The following is an 18,593-nucleotide window of genomic DNA, read 5'->3' as shown; positions in this document are numbered from 1 at the left end:
ATTATCTGCGGAATAATTTAACCTACTATAAAAAGAACCGCACGCACTTTATGTGCGTAGGCATTTGCTCCTCAGTAACGAGTGTCTTTACCCCATCGTCGGGATGACAAAGCTCTGATCGACCACCCCCCCGCCTTTCGGCCACTTCTGAGTCACCGTCTTGGTGCGCGTATAGAAGCGCACGCCGTCCATACCGTATTGGTTGAGGTCGCCGAAGCCTGAGCGTTTCCAGCCCCCGAAGCTGTGATAGGCCACCGGCACCGGGATCGGGACATTGATGCCGACCATGCCGACCTCGACCTGCGCGGCAAACTCGCGCGCGGCGTCGCCATTGCGCGTGAAGATGGCTACGCCATTGCCGTAAGGGTGGCGCGACGGCAGTTGGATGGCCTCTTCCAGCGTCCGGGCGCGCACCATTTGCAGCACCGGGCCGAAGATTTCGTCCTGATAGGTCTGCATCGACGGCGTGACGTGGTCGAACAGGCTGGGGGCCAGAAAGAAGCCCTCCTCATGCCCCTGAAGGCGGAATCCGCGACCGTCGAGGACCAGTTCGGCCCCTTCGTCCACGCCCATCTGGATGTACCGTTCGATGCGCGCCTTGTGCGCCGCCGACACGACCGGGCCGTAATGGGCTTCGGCATCGGTGGAGACGCCGACGCGCAGGGCCTCGGCCGCGGCGACCAGTTTCGGCCGTAAACGTTCGGCCGTGTCTTCGCCCACCGGCACCACCACGGGCAGGGCCATGCAGCGCTCGCCGGCCGAGCCGTAGGCCGCCCCCATGATGTCGGCCACGGCCTGATCGAGGTCGGCGTCGGGCAGGATGATGCCGTGGTTCTTGGCGCCGCCCATGCACTGCATCCGCTTGCCGTTCTGCGCGCCGCGCCCGTAGACGTACTGGGCGATGTCGGAGGAGCCGACGAAGCTCACCGCGCGGATGTCGGGGTGGTCGAGAATGGCGTCGACCACGGCCTTGTCGCCGTGGACGACATTGAGCACGCCTTCGGGCAGGCCGGACTCCAACAGCAGTTCGGCCAGACGCACCGGCACCGACGGATCGCGCTCGGAGGGCTTGAGGATAAAGGCGTTGCCGGTGGCCAGAGCCGGGGCGAACATCCACATGGGAATCATGGCCGGGAAGTTGAACGGCGTGATGCCGGCGACGACGCCCAGCGGCTGACGCATGGAAAAGACATCGATGCCCGGCCCCGCCCCTTCGGTATATTCGCCCTTCAGCAGGTGCGGGATGCCGCAGGCGAATTCGACGACCTCAAGCCCGCGCTGAATGTCGCCCCTGGCGTCGGACACGACCTTGCCGTGCTCTGAGGCCAGAAGGTTCGCCAAGGCCTCCATGTCACGTTCGAGCAGGCGTTTGAACTCGAACATCACCCGCGCGCGGCGCTGAGGGTTGAGCGCGGCCCAGCCCGGTTGCGCGGCCTTGGCCACCGCGACGGCGTGGTTCAGTTCCTCCGGCGTGCCGAGATCGACCTGCGCCTGCACCTTGCCGGTATTAGGGTCGAAGACGTCGCCCTGCCTGCCGGACGTGCCCGCGACCGCCTTGCCGCCGATGAAATGAGGAATGTGACGCATGGTTTGGAACCTTCTTGTGTGATCACAAATTAGCGCATTCCGCCTCATGTGGAAGAGGGAATATAGCCCAGAGCCTGTAAGCGATCGTGCAGCGGTTTCAGTCCGCGCTCATAGCGCCGCCATACGCCGACGCCTTCGGCATTGATCGGCTTGCGTACCTGTGCCGAGGAGGCCGTGGCGACCGCGCCCTTCGCCTCGTGCGGCGACAGGCAGGCCGGCTCGAACGGCAGGCCGCAGACGCTCAGCAGCCGGCGGATCTCGCTTTCCGGGCTGGCGATGAGGGTTTCCAGCGAGAGGTCGATAATGGCCGGATCGCCCGCCTGCCAGTGAGCCATCAGGCGGCGGTAGTGGTCGTAATGGGCGGCGAGGTCTTCCAGAGCGTAGGACCATTTGTGCGCGTGGGCGAACAGCAGGCGGTAAGCCCCGAACAGCGAATCCATCGGGTCGCGGCGAACATGGACGATGGTGGCGTCGGGAAAGGCCCGGCGGATCAGGCCGCAATAGTCGTGATTGTGCGGCAGCTTGTCGATGGTCACCCGGCTCCTGCCATCCCACAGGAAGGCGGTCTCGGTGTCGTAAAGCGCCGCGATTTCAGCGGGATCGGCGTCGGCGGACCGTCGCACCGTATCGGCATCGAGCAGGTGCGGCGTCGGGCTTTGCGACGCGCGCTTGACGGCCAGGCCGAAGGTTTGAAGTTCGCCCAGCGCCTGCACGTGCGAGTGCGCGGCCAGTATGCGCTCGACCAGGGTGGTGCCGGAGCGCGGGAGACCAACGATGAAAAGGCGTCGCGGCTTTTTTCCCTCGCCCCCAGTGGGAGAGGGTGGCGCGCCAGCGCCGGGTGAGGGGGAAACGGGTGTCAGCCCCCTCACCCCGGCCCTCTCCCCGTAGGGGCGAGGGGGAAATGATAATTGCCACGCCGCGACCGTTTCGGTTTCCTGCGCGGCGTCCCAGCCGCCGGTGGCCGCCTTCGCCACCGTCGCGCCACGCGTCAGGGCCTCCCACGCCTCGTCCGTCCGGCCCAGATCGTCCAGCTCCTTGAACAAGGCGTAGGCGATGCGCGCCTCATCGAGCGGACCGATCAGAGGCACCGTCTTCAACCGGTCGACGTGGTTGTCCGTCGCCGACCATTTGCGCACCCGCGCCAGGGCCAGATGCGCGGCGGCATTAGGGCCGCTGGCGATGGCCCGCTCATAGGCCGTTTCCGCCTCGGCCATGCGACCGAGAAACTGATACAGGCTGCCGAGATTGTTCCACGCATCGGACGCCGCCGGGTCCAGCGCCACGGCCTTTTCCGACAGCGGCAAGGCCTCTTCCGGCAGGTTGGCCTGCGACAGGACGGCGCTGAGCGTGTTGAAGTCCGTTGCCTGCGTGACGCCGGGCAAGGCTTCGCGGGCGACGGCCACGGCCTCCGCCGCCCGGCCCAGAGCCGTCAGGGCGCGAGCCCGCGGCACCAGAAAACGCACCCGCGCCTCAGGTGACGCACGAAGTGCGCCCTCGCCCAGCACCTGCTCGGCTTCGGAGAGTTTGCCCGCCGCGAGCGCACTCGTACCCCAGACGAACCAGCCATCCAGCCGGCGCGGATCGGTCTCGGTCAGCCGGCGCGCCACGCCGATGGCATCCGTGAGACGCCCCGCCCGCCGAAGCCGCAGGGCCTCGGCGAGCAGCACATCAGGATCTGCGCGTAACACTCAGAAGTTCTTGGAGATAGACAGGCCGATGGTGCGTGGACGAACGGGGATCAGGAACTGCCCCTGCAGACCATAGGTTGCCGGTCCCTGCGACGCGACGAAGGCGTATTCGTTGGTCAGGTTGGTGACGTAAAGCCGGACCTTGACGCCGTCGGACGGGAGCAGCATGGCCGAGGCATTGACCTCGGTAAAGCCGTCCAGCGTGCGGTAATCGAGGCTATCCAGTTCCGCCGAAGTCGTGACCTTCGACGAATGGCTGACATCGGCATGGACGCTGAGATCGCCGACCGGCAGGGCCGGGAAGTCATAATCCACCGCCAGACTGACCTGATGCTCCGGCGTGCCGGGCAGCGCCGTGCCTTTCAGGAAGGTGTTGAGGATGTCGCCGTCCTCATTGCGGTTGAAATAGTCTTCGGCGATTTCGGCCTTGGTGTAGGCGTAGCCGAAGCTGAAGGACAGGGCGTCGGTCGCCTTCCATTCGGATTCGATTTCCACGCCATCGGAGGTCGCCTTGCCGGCATTGGCGATGATGGGCAGGTTGCCCGGTGCCAGTGAGGCCAGTTGCACGTCCTGCCAGTCGATATGGAACAGGGCGGCGTTCAGCGTCAAGGTGCGGTCGAACCACTGCGACCGGACACCCAGCTCGAAATTATCGACCGTATCGGGGATATATTTGCGCTGGGCTTCGGTGATGCCACCGAACTGCGCCCCGTCGGGCAGGGTGTTGACGCCGCCGCGGCGGAAGCCCTGTGAGAAGGTGCCGTAAAGCATCATGTCGGGCGTCAACTGATACGAGGTATTGGCCTTGTAGATGGTCTTGCTGACCTTGGACGACCCGTCGGCGCAGGAGAAGGTGATGTCGTCCGAGAAGGGATCGTCATACAACGGCAGGGCGGTGCACGAGATCACGTCGTCCTTCAGTTCGAAAGTGCGCAGGCCGCCGGTAATTTGCCACAGGTCGCTGACGTGCCAGGTCAGTTCGCCGAAGGCCGCGACTTCGGTATATTCGGAGTCATCGGTCGAGAAATACTCCAGATCGTCGGTGCGGCCCAGGCCCCAGAACTGCGCCAGCCCCGGCGTGAATTCCTTCGACGTGCCATAGCCCTTTTCCTTGGTGTAGTAGAGGCCGGCGACGTAGTCGAACGCCCCGCCGCTTTTCGACACAAGGCGCAGTTCCTGCACCGTGGCTTCGAAGTCTTCCTCCTCCGTGGTGAAGGCACGGAAGTCGGGATAGTTTTCGTAACCGAAGCCGAGACCCAGCAGCAGATCGGTCTGATCGCGGTGCCCCAGCAGGTTTTCCTTCGTGTAGGAGGTCGAGGATGTCAGTTCTGCGAAGCCGAAATCGTATTTCAACTCCAGCGCCGACAGCAGGTAGTGGTTCGATTCCGGCTCCTCGAAGCGCTGACCGATCTCGTACTTGCCCAGGGTATACGGACGGTAGTTGGAGGCCGGATAGGACCATTGCGTCGGGTCGGAATTGTCCGATACGCCGTCATAGGCGGGCTTGATGGTGAAGCCGGAATTGGAGCCGGTGCGGCCGCCGGCCTTGGCATTGTCGTAATAGACGCTGGCCGTGGCCGAGAAGGCTTCGGTCGGCTGCCACAAGAGCGAGGCGCGCCCCGTCGTGCGCTTTTCAAAGTCGAGGTCGGTCTTCGGCCCGCTGATAACCATCGGATAGTCGGTGAAACCCGAGTCATCGAGGTGCTGCAAGGCCACGCGCAGGGCCAGCTTGTTGTCGACCAGCGGCAGGTTGATCATGCCGGTCAGCTTGTACGAGCCCTCTTCGGCTTCGCCGATCTTGTAGACCTCGGCGCCCAGCGAGGCGTCGTAATACATTTTCGGGTCGTTGACGATGTAGCGGATAGCGCCGCCCAGCGACCCGGAACCATAAAGCGTGCCCTGCGGGCCGCGCAGCACTTCGATATGGTCTATATCGAAGACGCGCGGCTGATTGGTGACCGGGGTTTCGTTGATATACTGCGCCACCGAACCGTTATCGCCGCCGGTGGAGACGCGCAGCGGATCGACCGAAAGACCGCGCAGGATGACCGATCCGTTATCGCGCGCGCCGACATCGCGGAAGCTCAGGCCCGGCGTGATGCGCGCCAGATCGGCGATTTCGACTATGCCGACGCGCTCGGCTTCGGCGGCGCCGACGGCGGAGATATTGTAAGGGATTTTCTGCACATTGGTGGCGCGGCGGGTCGCCGTCACCACGACGTCGGTCACCTCGGCCGCGGTATCAGGATCGGGGGCCGGCACATCCTCGGCAAAGGCCGCTCCGGCGCTCAACAGCGCCAGGGCGGAAACGCCCGCAAAACGATAAAAGCCCTTCGATCCGAAACGGCGCCCCGTGTTCGACCTGGATGTGTTCGACATATATGATCCCCTTGTGCAGAGCGCCGGAGGTGCGGGAGGGCCGGTCGCTCATCCTGTCTGGATCATAAAAGCGTCACACAGTTTTTTGTGCCCTGCAATAAGGCTGCACAACATGAACGCGATTTTAGAAACGCCTTGTCAGTAAATGAATCGGAACAATATCAACAGCTTCGTCACAAATGAAACTGTGGCCATTTTGCTGCACTGCAAATTTTCCGTAAGCCGTCTAGGTCAACAGCCGCCGCGCGGTGCGCAGACGGTCGATGCCCCGGTTGAGCGTCGCGTCGCTTTTGGCGAAGCATAATCTTATCACGGGCAGAGGCTCGCCGCCGGGCGCGCAGAAGGCCTCCAGAGGAATGGTGGCGACCCCGGCTTCCTGCACGGCGCGCAGGGCAAAAGACTGACCATCCAGCGCGATGCCCGACCTCGGGAGATCGATATTGAGGAAGTAGGTGCCTTCCGACGGCAGGGTCTGGAATCCTTCGGTCTCAAGCCCTGCGCGCAGCAGATCGCGCGAGCGTTGAAGCGCGGCCGCCTCTTCGGCGAAACGGCTGTCGGGCAGGCGCAGTCCGAAAGCGACCGCCGTTTGCAGCATGGGTGGCGTGGCGAAGGTGAGGAACTGGTGCGCCTTGGCCATCTGGGTGACGAGGCGCTCCGACGCGCAGACAAAGCCGACCTTCCAGCCGGTGAGCGCAAACAGCTTGCCCGCCGAGCCGATCTTGACGCCCAGTTCGGCAAGCTCAGGCGCATTGAGCACGCCGTGATGCCGCGCGCCGTCGAACACCACCTGCTCCCACACCTCGTCCGACACCACACAGGCCTGATGCGCCACGCAGAAGCGCGCCAGAAGCGCCCAGTCTTCCGGCGGAATGAGCCGCGTGGTGGGGTTGTTCGGCGTCGTCACCATGACCATGCGGGTGCGCGGCGAAAAGGCCTCGGCCAGTTGCGCCTCGCTGAAACGCCAGTCCGGTGGATTAAGACGCACGCGTACCACCACGCCCCCTGCGCGCGCGATCAGCGGCGCATAGGCGTCGTAATGCGGCTCGAAGACGATGACTTCGTCGCCCGGAGCGATCAGCGAGAACACCGCCGCCGCCAGCGCTTCGGTCGCGCCGGAAGTGATCAGGACATTTTTGGCGGGATCGAGCGTAAGGCTCTGCGTACGGCCATAGAAGTCCGCGACGGCCTCCAGCAGCGCCCCCTGCCCCTTCATCGGCGCGTACTGGTTAGAGGCCTGCATCAGCGCGCGGGCGGCGGCTTCGCGCACCTCCGGGAAGCCGTCCGTTTCCGGAAAGCCCTGCCCCAGGTTGATGGCCCCGGTCTCCATGGCCAGCGCCGACATGGTGGTGAAGATGGTCGTGCCAAGCCCGGCATAGACCGGATTGAGCGGCGGCAAGGTCATGAATGGTTTTCCGTCTGTCGAGCCGTCTATCGGGCAAGTTTCTTAGTCCGGCGGCATCTGTCCGAGCAATAGCGCACCTCTTCCCACATCTTCGCCCACTTTTTGCGCCAGGTGAAGGGCAGGCCGCAGGTCTGACAGGTCTTTTGCGGCAGGTCGGATTTTTTCACACCGCGCGGCATCACAGACGCCCGTCGCGCATGGCCTGAAGATGCGCCTGAGCCTGTGTCCTGAAGGCCGCCTGCCGCTCATCGTCCATGCGCGCCCAGTTGGCATAGACGTAGGACAGGCGTGGATTTTTGCGGAAACGCGCTTCGTGACGCGCCATAAAATCCCAGTACAGCGCATTGAAGGGACAGGCGTTTTCGCCGACCGGAACGTCAAATCTGTAGTGGCAGTCCTTACAGAAATCACTCATGCGATTGATATAGGCACCGGAGGCGGCATAGGGTTTTGAGGCCATCAGTCCACCGTCGGCGTGCAGCGCCATGCCGAACGTATTGGGCAGTTCCACCCATTCATAAGCATCGGCATAAACGCCCAGATACCAGTCATGTACCTGCCGAGGATCTATGCCCGCGAGCAGGGCGAAGTTGCCGGTAATCATAAGCCGCTGGATATGGTGGGAATAGGCATGTTCGAGCGTATGGATCACCGCCGTACGCACACAGTTCATCTGCGTCTCGCCTGACCAGTAAAACCACGGCAGATCCTCGTGCGCCTCAAGGGCGTTCATCGCCGCATAATCCGGCATATATCGCCAGTAGAGGCCGCGGACATATTCGCGCCACCCCAGAATCTGACGGATAAAGCCTTCGACGGCGTTGAGCGGTGCCGTCCCGTCCCGATAGGCGCGCTCGGCGGCCTGACAGATCTCCAGCGGGTAGAGCAGTCCGGCATTGAGGTAGGCCGACAGCAGCGAGTGATACATGTAGGGTTCGGCGCCCAGCATGGCGTCCTGCCAGGTCCCGAACTGCGGCAGGATGTGGGCGACGAAGTGATCGAGTTCCTTCAGGGCCTGAGACCGGGTGACGGCAAAATGGAACGGCTCCAATTGACCGGGATTGTCCGGAAAGGCTTTGGCGACCATATCGAGGACTTCGCGCGTTATAGCGTCTTTGCGGAAACTGAGGCGGCGGGGTATAGCGAGACCCTCACGCGGAGGGGAGCGGTTTTCGGCGTCATAGTTCCATTCGCCACCGCACGGTTGGCGCCCGTCCATCAGTATGCCGTGGGCGCGGCGCATTTCGCGGTAAAAATATTCCATGCGCAGTTGCTTACGTCCCTCCGCCCAGCGCGAGAACCATCGGGTCGAACAGAGAAACCGATCGTCTTCCAGCAGGGTGACGTCGTCCATGGCGTCGAAGACCTGCTTCAGCCGCCATTCGCCCGGTTCTGTGATCTGCACCTCCCGAATGCCCAGGTCGCGGCGCGCCCGTTCGATCTCGCCTGGCAGGCTGTGGCTGTTGTCAGGATCATCAAAACGTACATATCGCACGCGATATCCCGCCGCTTTCAGCGCCTCGGCATAGTGACGCATGGCGGCGAACAGAAAGGCGATTTTTTTGACATGATGCCGGGCATAGGTCGCTTCTTCGGACACTTCGGCCATCAGGAAGACATCGGCGTCCTTGTCGGCCCGACTCCGGATGGCCAGCCGCGCCGATAACTGATCTGCAAGAACAAGCCTGATACTGGACATGTTCGAGATACGATGACCGACGCCCGTCGGTTCAGCAGGCGGGCGCCGGGTCTTTCGGGCCGTAGGTCACAATGAGGCGGTAAAGCTCGTCCTTGCCCGCGAAGCTCTTGGGCAGCATGACCTCCTGCCGCGCAATCAGGGCCGGGTCATAGCCCTGAAGCGTGATCCTGGACTGCACATATTTCACGCCGGCCGCCTGAAGATCGGCGATGTCGGGATGCACACGCGCCGAGGCGAAGGTCAGTTCGATACGGCCGATCTGCGGATCGACCTTGTCCAGCAAGGGTTTGAGCATCGGGTCATAGGGTTTGGACTTGTAATCGATCGTGCGGATGTCGAGCGTGATCGTCCGCTCGCACGGCTGCGCCGACGCCGTCCCGGCCATCATCACGACCGCCATGGCCGCAAAACCTACACTCACCACCCCCTTCATCCGTTCTGCGTCCCCATATCCCGACCTTCTTTTTGTGATGCGTTAATGGCGGATACTAGCGGAAAACGCCTCCGCGCCTATTCGCATTTCCGTGAACGGAAACCTTGGACACCTTTTTATAAGATATTGAGAATAATTCTCATTGACGACTCACCGTTGAAGGGCTACATGGTCTCAGGCGCTCGGAACCGGACAGCCTCCCCTTCCGGCGCTTCCCCTGAGTGGCTCTTCGTCGCTCAATTATCCTCGGTGCACTTAAGCCCGCCTCCGCGTTGAGGCGGGTTTTTTTTAATTAAAGACCAGCGCGAAGGGCCTGAACATGACCTAGGGCAGCGTAATTCAGAATCGCCTGATCCTCGGTGATCAGGCACGCGCCCTCGTGTCGCGCCGTGGCGACGATGAGACGATCCGCCGGATCACCATGAATCGGTCCGGGCAGTCGCGTCAGTACAAATCGCGCCGGTAGCGACCGTCCCTGAGCGCCGCATCGAGCCAGTCCGCGCCCATGGCCGCTTTCAGCGCCGCTTCGACGCCGCGCCCCATGTCGAGCCCGCCACAGACCAGCACATGGCCGCCCTGCCCCAACCAGTCGCGCACCTCGCCGGCCTTTAGCGCCACCACATCCTGCACATAGGCTTTCGCGCCATGGTCCGGACGCGAGAAGGCCAGATCGAGCCGGCGCATACGTCCGCCTTCCCGCCAGCCGCGCATCTGATCGGCCAGACCGCCATCCTTCTGCGGATGGCGCTCGCCATAGATCAACCAGGTCGGGCGGCCGCGCGCCGCGAGGTCGATGAGATGGGGCCTCAGACCGGCCAGCCCCGAACCGGCGGCGATCAGCAGCACCGGCCCGTTGCCTTCCGGCGTGTGGAAATTCTTGTGCGACTTCAGGCGCAGCGGCACGGCGTCGCCTTCCGGCAGGGCCGTCAGAAGCCCCGATCCTTCGCCGCGCGAACCGTCGGCCTTGATCACCTCACGCACGAACAGGCACACCACGCCCTCCTCCGGCAACGAGGCGATGGAATAGTCGCGGCGGTGACCGGACGGCGTCAGGATTTCGGCCAGGTCGCCGGCGACCCACGACGCGCCTTCGGGAATGGCGAGGTCGATACGGTAAAGGCCCGCCGCCTCGCTGTTCGGATTGAGCCGTTCGCGCGCGATCAGGCGTGCGGGCGAGAAGGGATTGGCCTCCTGCACCGAGGCCCCGCCCCACTCCTTCAGATAATCTTCCCAGTGTTTCAGCGCCGCCGGATCGAGATCGTCGACCTCGGTCACCGGCTTTTTCGCCGTCGCGCCGCACGCAGTGAACCAGTCGTGAAGGCGATGACCGAAGGCACAGAAATCGTCATAGGAACGATCGCCCAAGGCCAGAACGGCAAAGCTCTGGGCCGACAGGTCGGGGCGCGCCTTCATCACCCCGCCTTCGAAGGCGCGCCCGTCGTCCGGCGCATCGCCGACGCCCGTGGTCGAGGCGACCGCCAGAACGAGCTTCGCCTGTTGCAGGTCTTCGGCGCTGACCTTGTCCACGCTCAGCAGGCGGGTCTTCAGGCCACCCGCACCTAACGCCTTGTGCGTATGGCGCGCCAGTTCCTCGGCCTGACCGGTCTGCGACGCCGACAGGATCAGAGCGTCGACCGCCACCGCCGCCGACCTGGCGCGGCCGCGCGTCAGCATGACGCCGCTCATCAGCATCCACAGCACGCCGGCCCCGGCGGCCAGCCCCATGCGCAACGGGTCGGTGTTGACGAGTTCGATCATAACCAGTCCTCAAGGACGGGGCTCAGCATTTCGCGCCCGTCACTCAGCCTTATCAGACAAGGAATAGCATGGGTTTGTGCGAATTGCATGGCACGCGCTTCGCCCATCACCATCAGCGCCGTGGCCAGGGCGTCGGCGCGCCAGCAATCGGCATCGAAGACGCTGACCTGACTGATGCCGCTCCGCACCGGGGCGGCGGTGGCGGCATCGATGGTGTGCGACAGGCGCACGCCGTCATGGATAAAGAAACGTTTGGTGTCGCCGGACGTCGCCACCGCCATATCCAGCAGGGCCACGAGTGTCTCCAAACCCGTTGGGGCGGACTCGATCTCGACCCACCACGGCTGACCGTCGCGGTGGATGCCGAAGCCTTTCAGTTCGCCGCCGATTTCGACCAGAGCCGAACGTACGCCGGGCGTCTCTTTCAGCATCTGCGTCACCATGTCCACCGCATAGCCCTTGGCGATGCCGCAGAGATCGAGCTTGACGCCTTCGGGCTTGGTCAGTCCGTCGGACTGCCAGTTCAACGCGCGCCAGTCCTGACGCTGCTTCAGCGCTGCCTGAGCTTGCGGCGCGGGCAGGCCTTCGGCGACGATTTTGGCCCCGAAACCCCACAGTTCGACCGCCTCCAGCAGGGCCGGATCGAAGGCCCCGTCGCTGAGACGGGCGATGTCGAGCGCGTGGGCGATAACCTGCATCAGCAGGGGCGGCAAAGCGACGAACGCGCCCGTTGGCGCTTCATTGAAGCGCGTCAGGTCGGAATCGGCGCGGTAGGGCGACATTTCCGCATCAATACGGTCGAGAAGAGCCTGAATCCGCGCCGATAATCCCTGCCGGTCGATCGGCCCGTCCGTGTGCAGCCGCACCTGCCACGTCGTCGCGAAAGCCTTGCCCGACACCTCGCAGGGCAGGCACGCCGATACGTCTTCCGGCGCTTGCGTCAGCGCCGGAACCAGCACGCGCCGGTCGGTTGAGGGGGAGTTGAGCAAGGCCTGCATCCATAGCGCCGCCCCTGAGATCAGGGGAGGAACTCAGCCTTAAGGCTTGAAGTTGAACGCCACCGCGCCCAGCTCGGTCGCACCCTTGGCCGAAACCGCGAAGGCCTTCCTGCCGTCCCACTTGAACGGCGCTTTCACTACTTCGCGACCGCCGCCTTCGCGTGAGGCTTCGACATTGAGCACATATTCACCCGGCGTCAGGCCTTTGAAGGCCACCACGGAATCGATCTTCGCCGACTGACGCCCCGGCGCCTTGGTCGCCGATGACAGGCCGCTGACGGCCGGGGCGCTGAGATCACGGCCCGACTTGCGCCACCAGGCGCGCAGATCTTTCAGCCACTTGTCGCCCTTACCGACCTGATACCATACGAACAGGTTCGACTTGTGCGCACCTGCGCCGTCCTCGATCCACGCCGCCACATAGGGCTTATGATATTCGGCCACGCTCAGGCGAGGGATTTCGACATCGACGGTGACGGTGCCGGCATGGGCGGCGCCCCCATGAGCTGAAGACAGCGCGCCTACGCCCAGAACCGTCGTCCAGACGGCTGTTTTAGCGAACATGATAAACCTCACGCATGAATGAAAAGAAGGAACAGAATGAACGGCACGATGGCGCCGAGACCGATCAGCGGCCAGGTGATGCGCCGCCCTCTGGCGTAGATCCACAAAAGGCCCAGCCCCGTCAGGCAGAAGATGACCGAAGCGATGGCGATGATGTCGATGAACAGGCTCCATGCCGGCCCGGCATTGCGGCCCTTGTGCAGGTCGTTGAGCACGGCGATGACGCCGCGATGGCTCTTTTCGTAGGAGACGTAGCCAGTGTCGCGTTCGACGCTCATCCATTCGTCGAAGCCGGGCCCCGGCATGGCGAAGTAAAGCTCGGTCTCCGACACTTCCGGGACGATCTTCGACACGTCGACGCCCGTTTCGGCTTTCAGCGCGCCGGCCACATCAACGGGCAGAAGCTTCTTGTCCTCGGCCTTGGGCAGGAGTGCGATGGTCGCTTCGCTAAGATCCTTTTCCCAGGTCGTGATTTCGGGCTTCGCCTCGATGAGGCTGGCGTGATTGAGCGTGAAGCCGGTCACCGAAAACAGGATCATGCCCACCAGACACAGGGCGGACGATATCCAGTGCCACTGACGCAACTGATTGCGCCAGAAGGACGGAGACGGTTTGAAAGCGATCGGCATTGTTGAGCGGCTCTATCTAATAATCATTCTCATTATCAAGCCCTCCTTCCTTTTGCAAGGCAGCAAAATGGGGAAATATCACTCAGATAAAGAGATGCTCCGGCCTTATACGGTCCAGGGTCGGCGTTCCCGACAGGGCCATGACGATTTCCAGTTCCTCCCTCAGCGTGCGGACCGCGTGGGCCACACCCAAGGGGCCGGCCGCGGCCAGGGCGTGGATGTAGGGGCGGCCTATCAATACCGCCGAAGCCCCCAGCGCCAGCGCCTTGAACACGTCCGTGCCGCGCCGCACGCCGCCATCCAGCAACACCGGCACCCGCCCCGCCACCGCCGCCACCACAGCCGGCAGGGCATCGATGGCCGCGGGCAGCGTATCGAGCACCCGGCCCCCGTGATTGGAGACGATAATGCCATGCACGCCCATGCGGCAGGCGTGATCGGCGTCTTCAGGCGCGACGATGCCCTTAAGGATGACCGGCAGGCGCGCTTCGGACAGCACCCACTCGATATCGGACCAACCCGGCGCGGTCTTCATCAGGCTGTCGAAGACAAGACTTTGCCCCGGCGCGGGTGGCGGCTTGGCGGGGGCGTTGGCGAGATTGACCGCCGTCAGGTGCGGCGGCAGGTGAAAACCCGCCCGCTGCTCGCGGTTGCGGATGCCGGCCAGGGCCGCGTCCACCGTGATGACCAGCGCGCGATAACCTTCGCGCTCGGCGCGGTGGATCAGGTCCAGCGACACGCCGTGATCGGCTTGAAGATAGAGCTGAAACCACAGAGGCGGCGCGGTCTCGGCCTGCGCCACCTCTTCCAGCGAGACGGTCGACAGGGTCGACAGGATCATCAGCGTCTGCGTAACCGCGGCCCCCAGCGCCGTGGCGCGCTCGCCTTCGGTGTGGAACAGCTTCTGATAGGCCAGAGGCGCAAGAAAGATCGGATGGTCGTAGATATGACCGAACAGGTTGAGGCGCGTATGGCCGCCCGTCACCTCGCCCAGCACGCGGCCCCTGAGATGCAGGTCCTGAAAGGCCTCGATATTGCGGCGCAGGGTGATCTCGTCCGCTGCGCCCGACTGCAGATAGGTCCACGCCACGTCGGTCATGCGCTCACGCGCGCAGGGCTCGTAGTCGGCCAGTGAAACGATATGGGGCGGAATGACCGCCATCGGCGCCTTGTGCATCAGGCCTCCGCCCATTGCCGGATGAGGTTGTGATAGTGCGCCGTCAGGCCGACCACTTCCTCACTGTCGCCCAATTGGGTGCGAAGACGCAATATGGTCATGTCGAGTTCAAACAACATGCGCCGCCGCTCGGTGTCCCGGATCAGGCTCTGCGTCCACAGAAAAGAGGCCAGCCGTACGCCCTCGGTCACCGGTTCGACGCGGTGCAGCGAGGTTGAGGGGTAAAGAATGGCGTCGCCGGCGGGCAGCTTGACCTCATGCGCGCCGTAGGTGTCCTCGACGATCAGTTCGCCACCTTCGTACTCTTCGGGATCGTTGAGGAAGACCGTGGTCGACACGTCCGTGCGTACGGTCAGCCCCTTGAACGGATCGGAATGGATGGCGCTGTCGACATGATTGCCGTAATGCCCGCCGCCTTCATAGGCGTTGAAGCGCGGCGTCAGGATGATGCGCGGCAGGGCGGCTGACTGAAACAGCGGGTGCCGGCGCAGCGCCGTCTCGACGCGCTCACCCAGAAGACGCGCCTCAGGCGCATCGGTGGGCAGTTGACGGTTCTGCTTGACCTTCTGCGCCTGCGGGCCGGCAGAGGCCGCACCGTCGGCCCAGCGCGCCTGCGTCAGCGCCGAACGGATCTCGGCGAGATCATCGCGGGTCAGAACTTCGGGCAAGTGGAGCAGCATCAAAATCTCGGAAAAGAAAAGGCTCCGACCGGAACGGTCGGAGCCAGTAGATCATGAAAGTCCTTGAGGAAAGGTCAAGGGACGGCAGCGGGGATATATTGCCGCAGTCCCTCAACAGCCCCGATATCAGAACCGGTAGTTCAGGGTCACCGTGGCCGACCGGGGCGCGCCCGGCGACAGACGCGAACCGCCGTTGTTCAGTTGCGCGATATAGTCTTCGTCCGCCAGATTGTAGACGTTCAGTTGCAGCGAAGCCTTCGGGGTCAGCGCGTAGGACGCATAGGCGTCGACGACCCAGTATTCCGGGATCGACGGCATGTTAGACGTCGCGGCCGGACCGGTCACGGCCAGATCGCGCTTCTGTTCGCCCATATAGCGCGCGCCACCGCCCAGCCTGATCTTGTCGGAGAGCGCATAGGTGCTCCAGAACGAAGCCGACAGTTCCGGCGACCAGCGGCTGGTCGAACCGACCGTGCCGCCTTCCTTCTGCTCGTCGTCCATGGTCTGAATACCGGCGGTGATTTCCCACTTGTCGGTGATCTTGCCGGTCAGGCCGAACTCGAAGCCGGTGATTTCGCGGTCGCCGTAGTTTTCGGCGAAGCCGTCCAGATCGGTGTCCTGAACGAACTGGTTGGTGTAGTTGGTCTTGTACCACGCACCGGTCAGGCCCAGATGCCCCTCGAAAAGGTCCCACTTGACGCCGGCTTCGAGGTTTTCGGTCTCGGATGGATCGACATTGGCGTTGTTGATATTGACGCCGGTGGCGCTCAGCGTACCCGCGCTGCCCGGAGGCGTCACCGAGGTGGCGTAGGAGACATAGACCGAGCTGTTGAGTGTCGGCTTGTAGAGCAGACCGGCTTTGTAGGCGCTGATCGACTTGTTGGCCTTCAGGTCCGCCGTGCGCGTGTTGTTGCTGGCGTAGGTCGAATATTCGACGCGATAGGAGTCCGAGCGCACCCCCAGATTCACGATCCACTTGTCGCCCAGTGCAATAGTGTCGAACACGTAGATCGACGAAACCTGCGTGTCGCTGATCGTCCAGGCCGTTGTAGTGGCCGTGGCCGCCGCGAGGGGCAGCGAGGCCATGACATCGTTAGGGTTCGGATTGTACAGGTTCGCCGGATTCGTGGTGCCCTGCGCGGTGTAGGTGCCGATATTGGTCTTTTCGTCCGAATATTCGAAGCCGAAGACCAGATCGTGCTTCAGAGCCCCCGTGTCGAAGCTGGTGACGAAGTTCGAGACGTTGTTGAAGGTCTCCGACTTCTGGCCTACGCGCTGACGCGAACGCGCCAGAGTCCAGGTGGATGGGTTTGACGGCGTGGCGGCCGTGATACCGTTGACACCCGTCAGGACGCGTTCCAGCGAGGTGTTCGACCAGCGCGCGACGTTGGTGAAATAGATACCGGCAGCGAAGTCGTGCTCGAATTTGGCCGTGACGGAGCCCTGCTCCTGCTTTTCGAAGTCGTTGACGCTACCGTAGAAGTTTTCCGAACGGACCTTCGCACCGTTACGCACTTCGGCGGTGGCGTTGTAGAAGCCCTCCCAGCCGATCGACGAGATGCCACCGTCCGGCACATTGTCGTTGTTCAGGTACTGACCCGACAGGTGGAAGCGGGTGGCGGTTTCCAGACCGACCCCGTAGGCGACGGCGACGCCGTAGCCGGTACGGTTCACATAGTCGCGACCCGCCGTGTCGATGTCCTGCGACATCAGGTTCAGACGCAGGGCGCTGGTTTCGCCGATGGCCTTGTTGACATCGACCGTAGCGCGCGCGCCGCCCTGGCTGTAGGCCGCGACCAAAGCCGAAGCGGCGTCATCGAGCGACGCCTGCTTGGTCGAGACGTTGATATAGCCCGCCGAAGCGCCGCGCCCGGTGTCGGCGCCGCCGGCGCCCTTCACGACTTCGATCTGTTCGATATTGAAGGTGTCGCGCGTCGCCACGCCACGATCGCGCAGGCCGTCGACCAGAAGCGAGTTCGACATGTCGAAGCCGCGCATCTGGAAGGTATCGCCCGAAGACGTGTTGCCGTTTTCACCCATCTGCAGGGTGATGCCCGGCGTGTTGCGCAGGGCTTCGAGCAGGGTCGTGGCCTGCTGCTCCTGAATGACTTCCTTCTTGATGACCTGAACGGTCTTCGGGGTGTCGATCAGGGCCTGGGTCTGCTTCGGCGACGACACAACGTCGGCCTTGTAGGTGTTGTCTTCGGCGGTGACGGTGACGCCTTCCAGCGTCTTGTCCTGAGCGAAAGCGGCGGTGGACAGGGCCGGAACCGCAGCGGCAGCCATCAGGGCGGTCGTCAGATAACGGTTGGAGGCGTGCTTGCGATTGCGAATGTGAGACATGTGCATCAACATCTTTTAAATGAGGCGTCGCGGTTTTCCGTCTGACGCGGGGAGGATGACCGAAATCCGGTCTGCGAGAGTCACCGCTCGGTGAAATTGCGAATTATTGTCAGAGGCAGATAGCCCAGTGTTTCGCAAATGCAAACCATTAAATTGGAAATTTTCGATTGGATTGCGCCAATTATTGCAAGTGTGTCGCAAAATCAACAACCACTTGCATATTGGCGCTAGGCTGTGGTGACGAATTAATCATTTAAGCCATAGCATGATGCTGGCGATTTTGATGAAGCCAAGAAAGTTGACGGCGAGTTTGTCATAGCGCGTGGCAATTCGCCGCCATTGCTTGAGTTTGGCAAAGAAGCCTTCGATGCCCCAGCGCTGTTTGTAAGCGATGCGGTCGTAACGGTGCTGGTATTTGCGATGACGTCGCGGTGGAATGACGGGCTCACCGCCTTGTTCAAGAATGAGGTCGTGCAGACTATCGGCATCGTAAGCGCGATCAGCGAGGACTTTTCCAGCGCGTAATCCGCGCATCAGATCACAAACCGGGGCCATATCATTCTGCTGGCCCGGCCCAAGCTCAAAACGCACCGGAAGACCAAGCGCGTCGACTACGGCATGGATTTTGGTTCCGAACCCGCCGCGCGAGCGGCCAAGAGCCTGGGCTTGCGATCCCCCCTTTTTCTCGGCGCACCGCCCGCTTGCGCCTGAGCCCGGATCACCGTCGCGTCTATGGCCAGCCACTCGATGTCGGGATCGTTCGACACAGCCTCGAATATCCGGTCGATCACCCCTTGCTCAATCCACCGATAATAGCGGCGCTTAGCGGTTTGATACGGACCAAACCGTTCAGGCAGGTCACGCCACCGACCACCTGAACGGGCCAGCCACAGCAACGCATTCAGAAAACGGCGACCATCACTGCGGGGACCACGCTTACCTTTGCGACCGCCCGGAACAAAATCACGCAGTCGATCCCACTGATCATCACGAAGTATCTCGCCTTCCACGCCAACCTCCAAAAGATAGCGTTGAATCAGAGTTCGTTAATCTCGTGAATCCCTAAAATGTCACCACAACCTAGAGCGCAATCCGATAAAGTGGGCACCACTTTTCGGAAAAATTGCGCGATCACTCAAAAACTGAGAGCGAGATGAAGTTTCCACTTTAAATCATCTCGCTCTAACGGATGGGAAATAACCAGAGTCCAAAATAACCAAGAGCCGGAGCCGTGGTCCCACACCCGCGTCTCCGGC

The 18,593-nt window shown here is 62.7% G+C and carries 15 protein-coding genes; all 15 read right to left on the bottom strand.

What is annotated here, in order from left to right; translation table 11 throughout:
* Positions 1-87: 87 nt before the first annotated feature.
* The 15 genes from LH365_RS17165 to LH365_RS17095 all read right to left on the bottom strand — a co-directional run bounded on the left by LH365_RS17165 (position 88) and on the right by LH365_RS17095 (position 18,347).
* Complete coding sequence (locus LH365_RS17165) at positions 88-1,587, bottom strand: CoA-acylating methylmalonate-semialdehyde dehydrogenase (protein WP_226745780.1); 1,500 nt, start codon at positions 1,585-1,587, stop codon at positions 88-90.
* A gap of 44 nt (positions 1,588-1,631) precedes the next feature.
* A complete protein-coding gene (locus LH365_RS17160; protein ID WP_226745779.1) occupies positions 1,632-3,275 on the bottom strand; it encodes a sulfotransferase in 1,644 nt (547 codons plus the stop codon).
* On the bottom strand, positions 3,276-5,654 hold the full coding sequence (locus tag LH365_RS17155; RefSeq protein ID WP_226745778.1) for a TonB-dependent receptor: 2,379 nt from the start codon (positions 5,652-5,654) through the stop codon (positions 3,276-3,278).
* A 226-nt stretch (positions 5,655-5,880) separates the two neighbouring features.
* A complete protein-coding gene (locus LH365_RS17150; protein WP_226745777.1) occupies positions 5,881-7,056 on the bottom strand; it encodes an aminotransferase in 1,176 nt (391 codons plus the stop codon).
* A gap of 26 nt (positions 7,057-7,082) precedes the next feature.
* Complete coding sequence (locus LH365_RS17145) at positions 7,083-7,235, bottom strand: DUF2256 domain-containing protein (protein WP_226745776.1); 153 nt, start codon at positions 7,233-7,235, stop codon at positions 7,083-7,085.
* Entirely contained in the window at positions 7,235-8,755 is a 1,521-nt protein-coding gene (locus LH365_RS17140) for a cryptochrome/photolyase family protein (protein WP_226745775.1), read from the bottom strand. The genes LH365_RS17145 and LH365_RS17140 overlap by 1 nt, the downstream gene beginning before the upstream one ends.
* Before the next feature lie 31 nt (positions 8,756-8,786).
* Positions 8,787-9,176 (bottom strand): hypothetical protein, encoded by a 390-nt coding sequence (locus LH365_RS17135; protein WP_226745774.1) that lies wholly within the window; start codon positions 9,174-9,176, stop codon positions 8,787-8,789.
* Positions 9,177-9,632: 456 nt separating this feature from the next.
* On the bottom strand, positions 9,633-10,946 hold the full coding sequence (locus tag LH365_RS17130; RefSeq protein ID WP_226745773.1) for an NADPH cytochrome P450 oxidoreductase family protein: 1,314 nt from the start codon (positions 10,944-10,946) through the stop codon (positions 9,633-9,635).
* Positions 10,943-11,935 (bottom strand): FAD:protein FMN transferase, encoded by a 993-nt coding sequence (locus tag LH365_RS17125; RefSeq protein WP_226745772.1) that lies wholly within the window; start codon positions 11,933-11,935, stop codon positions 10,943-10,945. Before LH365_RS17125 ends, LH365_RS17130 begins: the two co-directional genes overlap by 4 nt.
* Positions 11,936-11,983: 48 nt before the next feature.
* Positions 11,984-12,508 carry a DUF2271 domain-containing protein gene (locus LH365_RS17120; protein WP_226745771.1) on the bottom strand — a complete coding sequence of 175 codons (525 nt, stop codon included), beginning with the start codon at positions 12,506-12,508 and terminating at the stop codon, positions 11,984-11,986.
* A gap of 8 nt (positions 12,509-12,516) precedes the next feature.
* Positions 12,517-13,137 (bottom strand): PepSY-associated TM helix domain-containing protein, encoded by a 621-nt coding sequence (locus LH365_RS17115; protein WP_226745770.1) that lies wholly within the window; start codon positions 13,135-13,137, stop codon positions 12,517-12,519.
* A gap of 82 nt (positions 13,138-13,219) precedes the next feature.
* Positions 13,220-14,314, bottom strand: coding sequence for an alpha-hydroxy acid oxidase (locus LH365_RS17110; RefSeq protein ID WP_226745769.1), 1,095 nt, complete (start codon positions 14,312-14,314; stop codon positions 13,220-13,222).
* Positions 14,314-14,994, bottom strand: a complete 681-nt coding sequence (locus tag LH365_RS17105) for a Fe2+-dependent dioxygenase (protein WP_226745768.1) — start codon at positions 14,992-14,994, stop codon at positions 14,314-14,316. The genes LH365_RS17110 and LH365_RS17105 overlap by 1 nt, the downstream gene beginning before the upstream one ends.
* Positions 14,995-15,120: 126 nt before the next feature.
* The gene (locus LH365_RS17100) at positions 15,121-17,337 is read right to left on the bottom strand and encodes a TonB-dependent siderophore receptor (RefSeq protein ID WP_226745767.1); all 2,217 of its coding nucleotides are present in this window, start codon (positions 17,335-17,337) and stop codon (positions 15,121-15,123) included.
* A gap of 249 nt (positions 17,338-17,586) precedes the next feature.
* A protein-coding gene (locus LH365_RS17095; protein WP_226745766.1) for an IS5 family transposase occupies positions 17,587-18,347 on the bottom strand; the annotation gives its coding sequence in 2 pieces (ribosomal slippage) (positions 17,587-18,026 and positions 18,026-18,347; 762 coding nt in all).
* Positions 18,348-18,593 lie beyond the last annotated feature (246 nt).

It is taken from the genome of Asticcacaulis sp. AND118, assembly GCF_020535245.1.
Classification (GTDB): Bacteria; Pseudomonadota; Alphaproteobacteria; order Caulobacterales; family Caulobacteraceae; genus Asticcacaulis.
Note: the sequence above shows the minus strand (reverse complement) of the source record. Positions and strands in the feature narration are given on the sequence as shown.

Coding starts and splice junctions, on each gene's coding strand:
- LH365_RS17165 (WP_226745780.1), bottom strand. CDS start 1,587: ATGCGTCACATTCCTCATTTCATCGGCGGCAAGGCGGTCGCGGGCACG.
- LH365_RS17155 (WP_226745778.1), bottom strand. CDS start 5,654: ATGTCGAACACATCCAGGTCGAACACGGGGCGCCGTTTCGGATCGAAG.
- LH365_RS17150 (WP_226745777.1), bottom strand. CDS start 7,056: ATGACCTTGCCGCCGCTCAATCCGGTCTATGCCGGGCTTGGCACGACC.
- LH365_RS17145 (WP_226745776.1), bottom strand. CDS start 7,235: ATGCCGCGCGGTGTGAAAAAATCCGACCTGCCGCAAAAGACCTGTCAG.
- LH365_RS17140 (WP_226745775.1), bottom strand. CDS start 8,755: ATGTCCAGTATCAGGCTTGTTCTTGCAGATCAGTTATCGGCGCGGCTG.
- LH365_RS17130 (WP_226745773.1), bottom strand. CDS start 10,946: ATGATCGAACTCGTCAACACCGACCCGTTGCGCATGGGGCTGGCCGCC.
- LH365_RS17120 (WP_226745771.1), bottom strand. CDS start 12,508: ATGTTCGCTAAAACAGCCGTCTGGACGACGGTTCTGGGCGTAGGCGCG.
- LH365_RS17115 (WP_226745770.1), bottom strand. CDS start 13,137: ATGCCGATCGCTTTCAAACCGTCTCCGTCCTTCTGGCGCAATCAGTTG.
- LH365_RS17110 (WP_226745769.1), bottom strand. CDS start 14,314: ATGCACAAGGCGCCGATGGCGGTCATTCCGCCCCATATCGTTTCACTG.
- LH365_RS17105 (WP_226745768.1), bottom strand. CDS start 14,994: ATGCTGCTCCACTTGCCCGAAGTTCTGACCCGCGATGATCTCGCCGAG.
- LH365_RS17100 (WP_226745767.1), bottom strand. CDS start 17,337: ATGTCTCACATTCGCAATCGCAAGCACGCCTCCAACCGTTATCTGACG.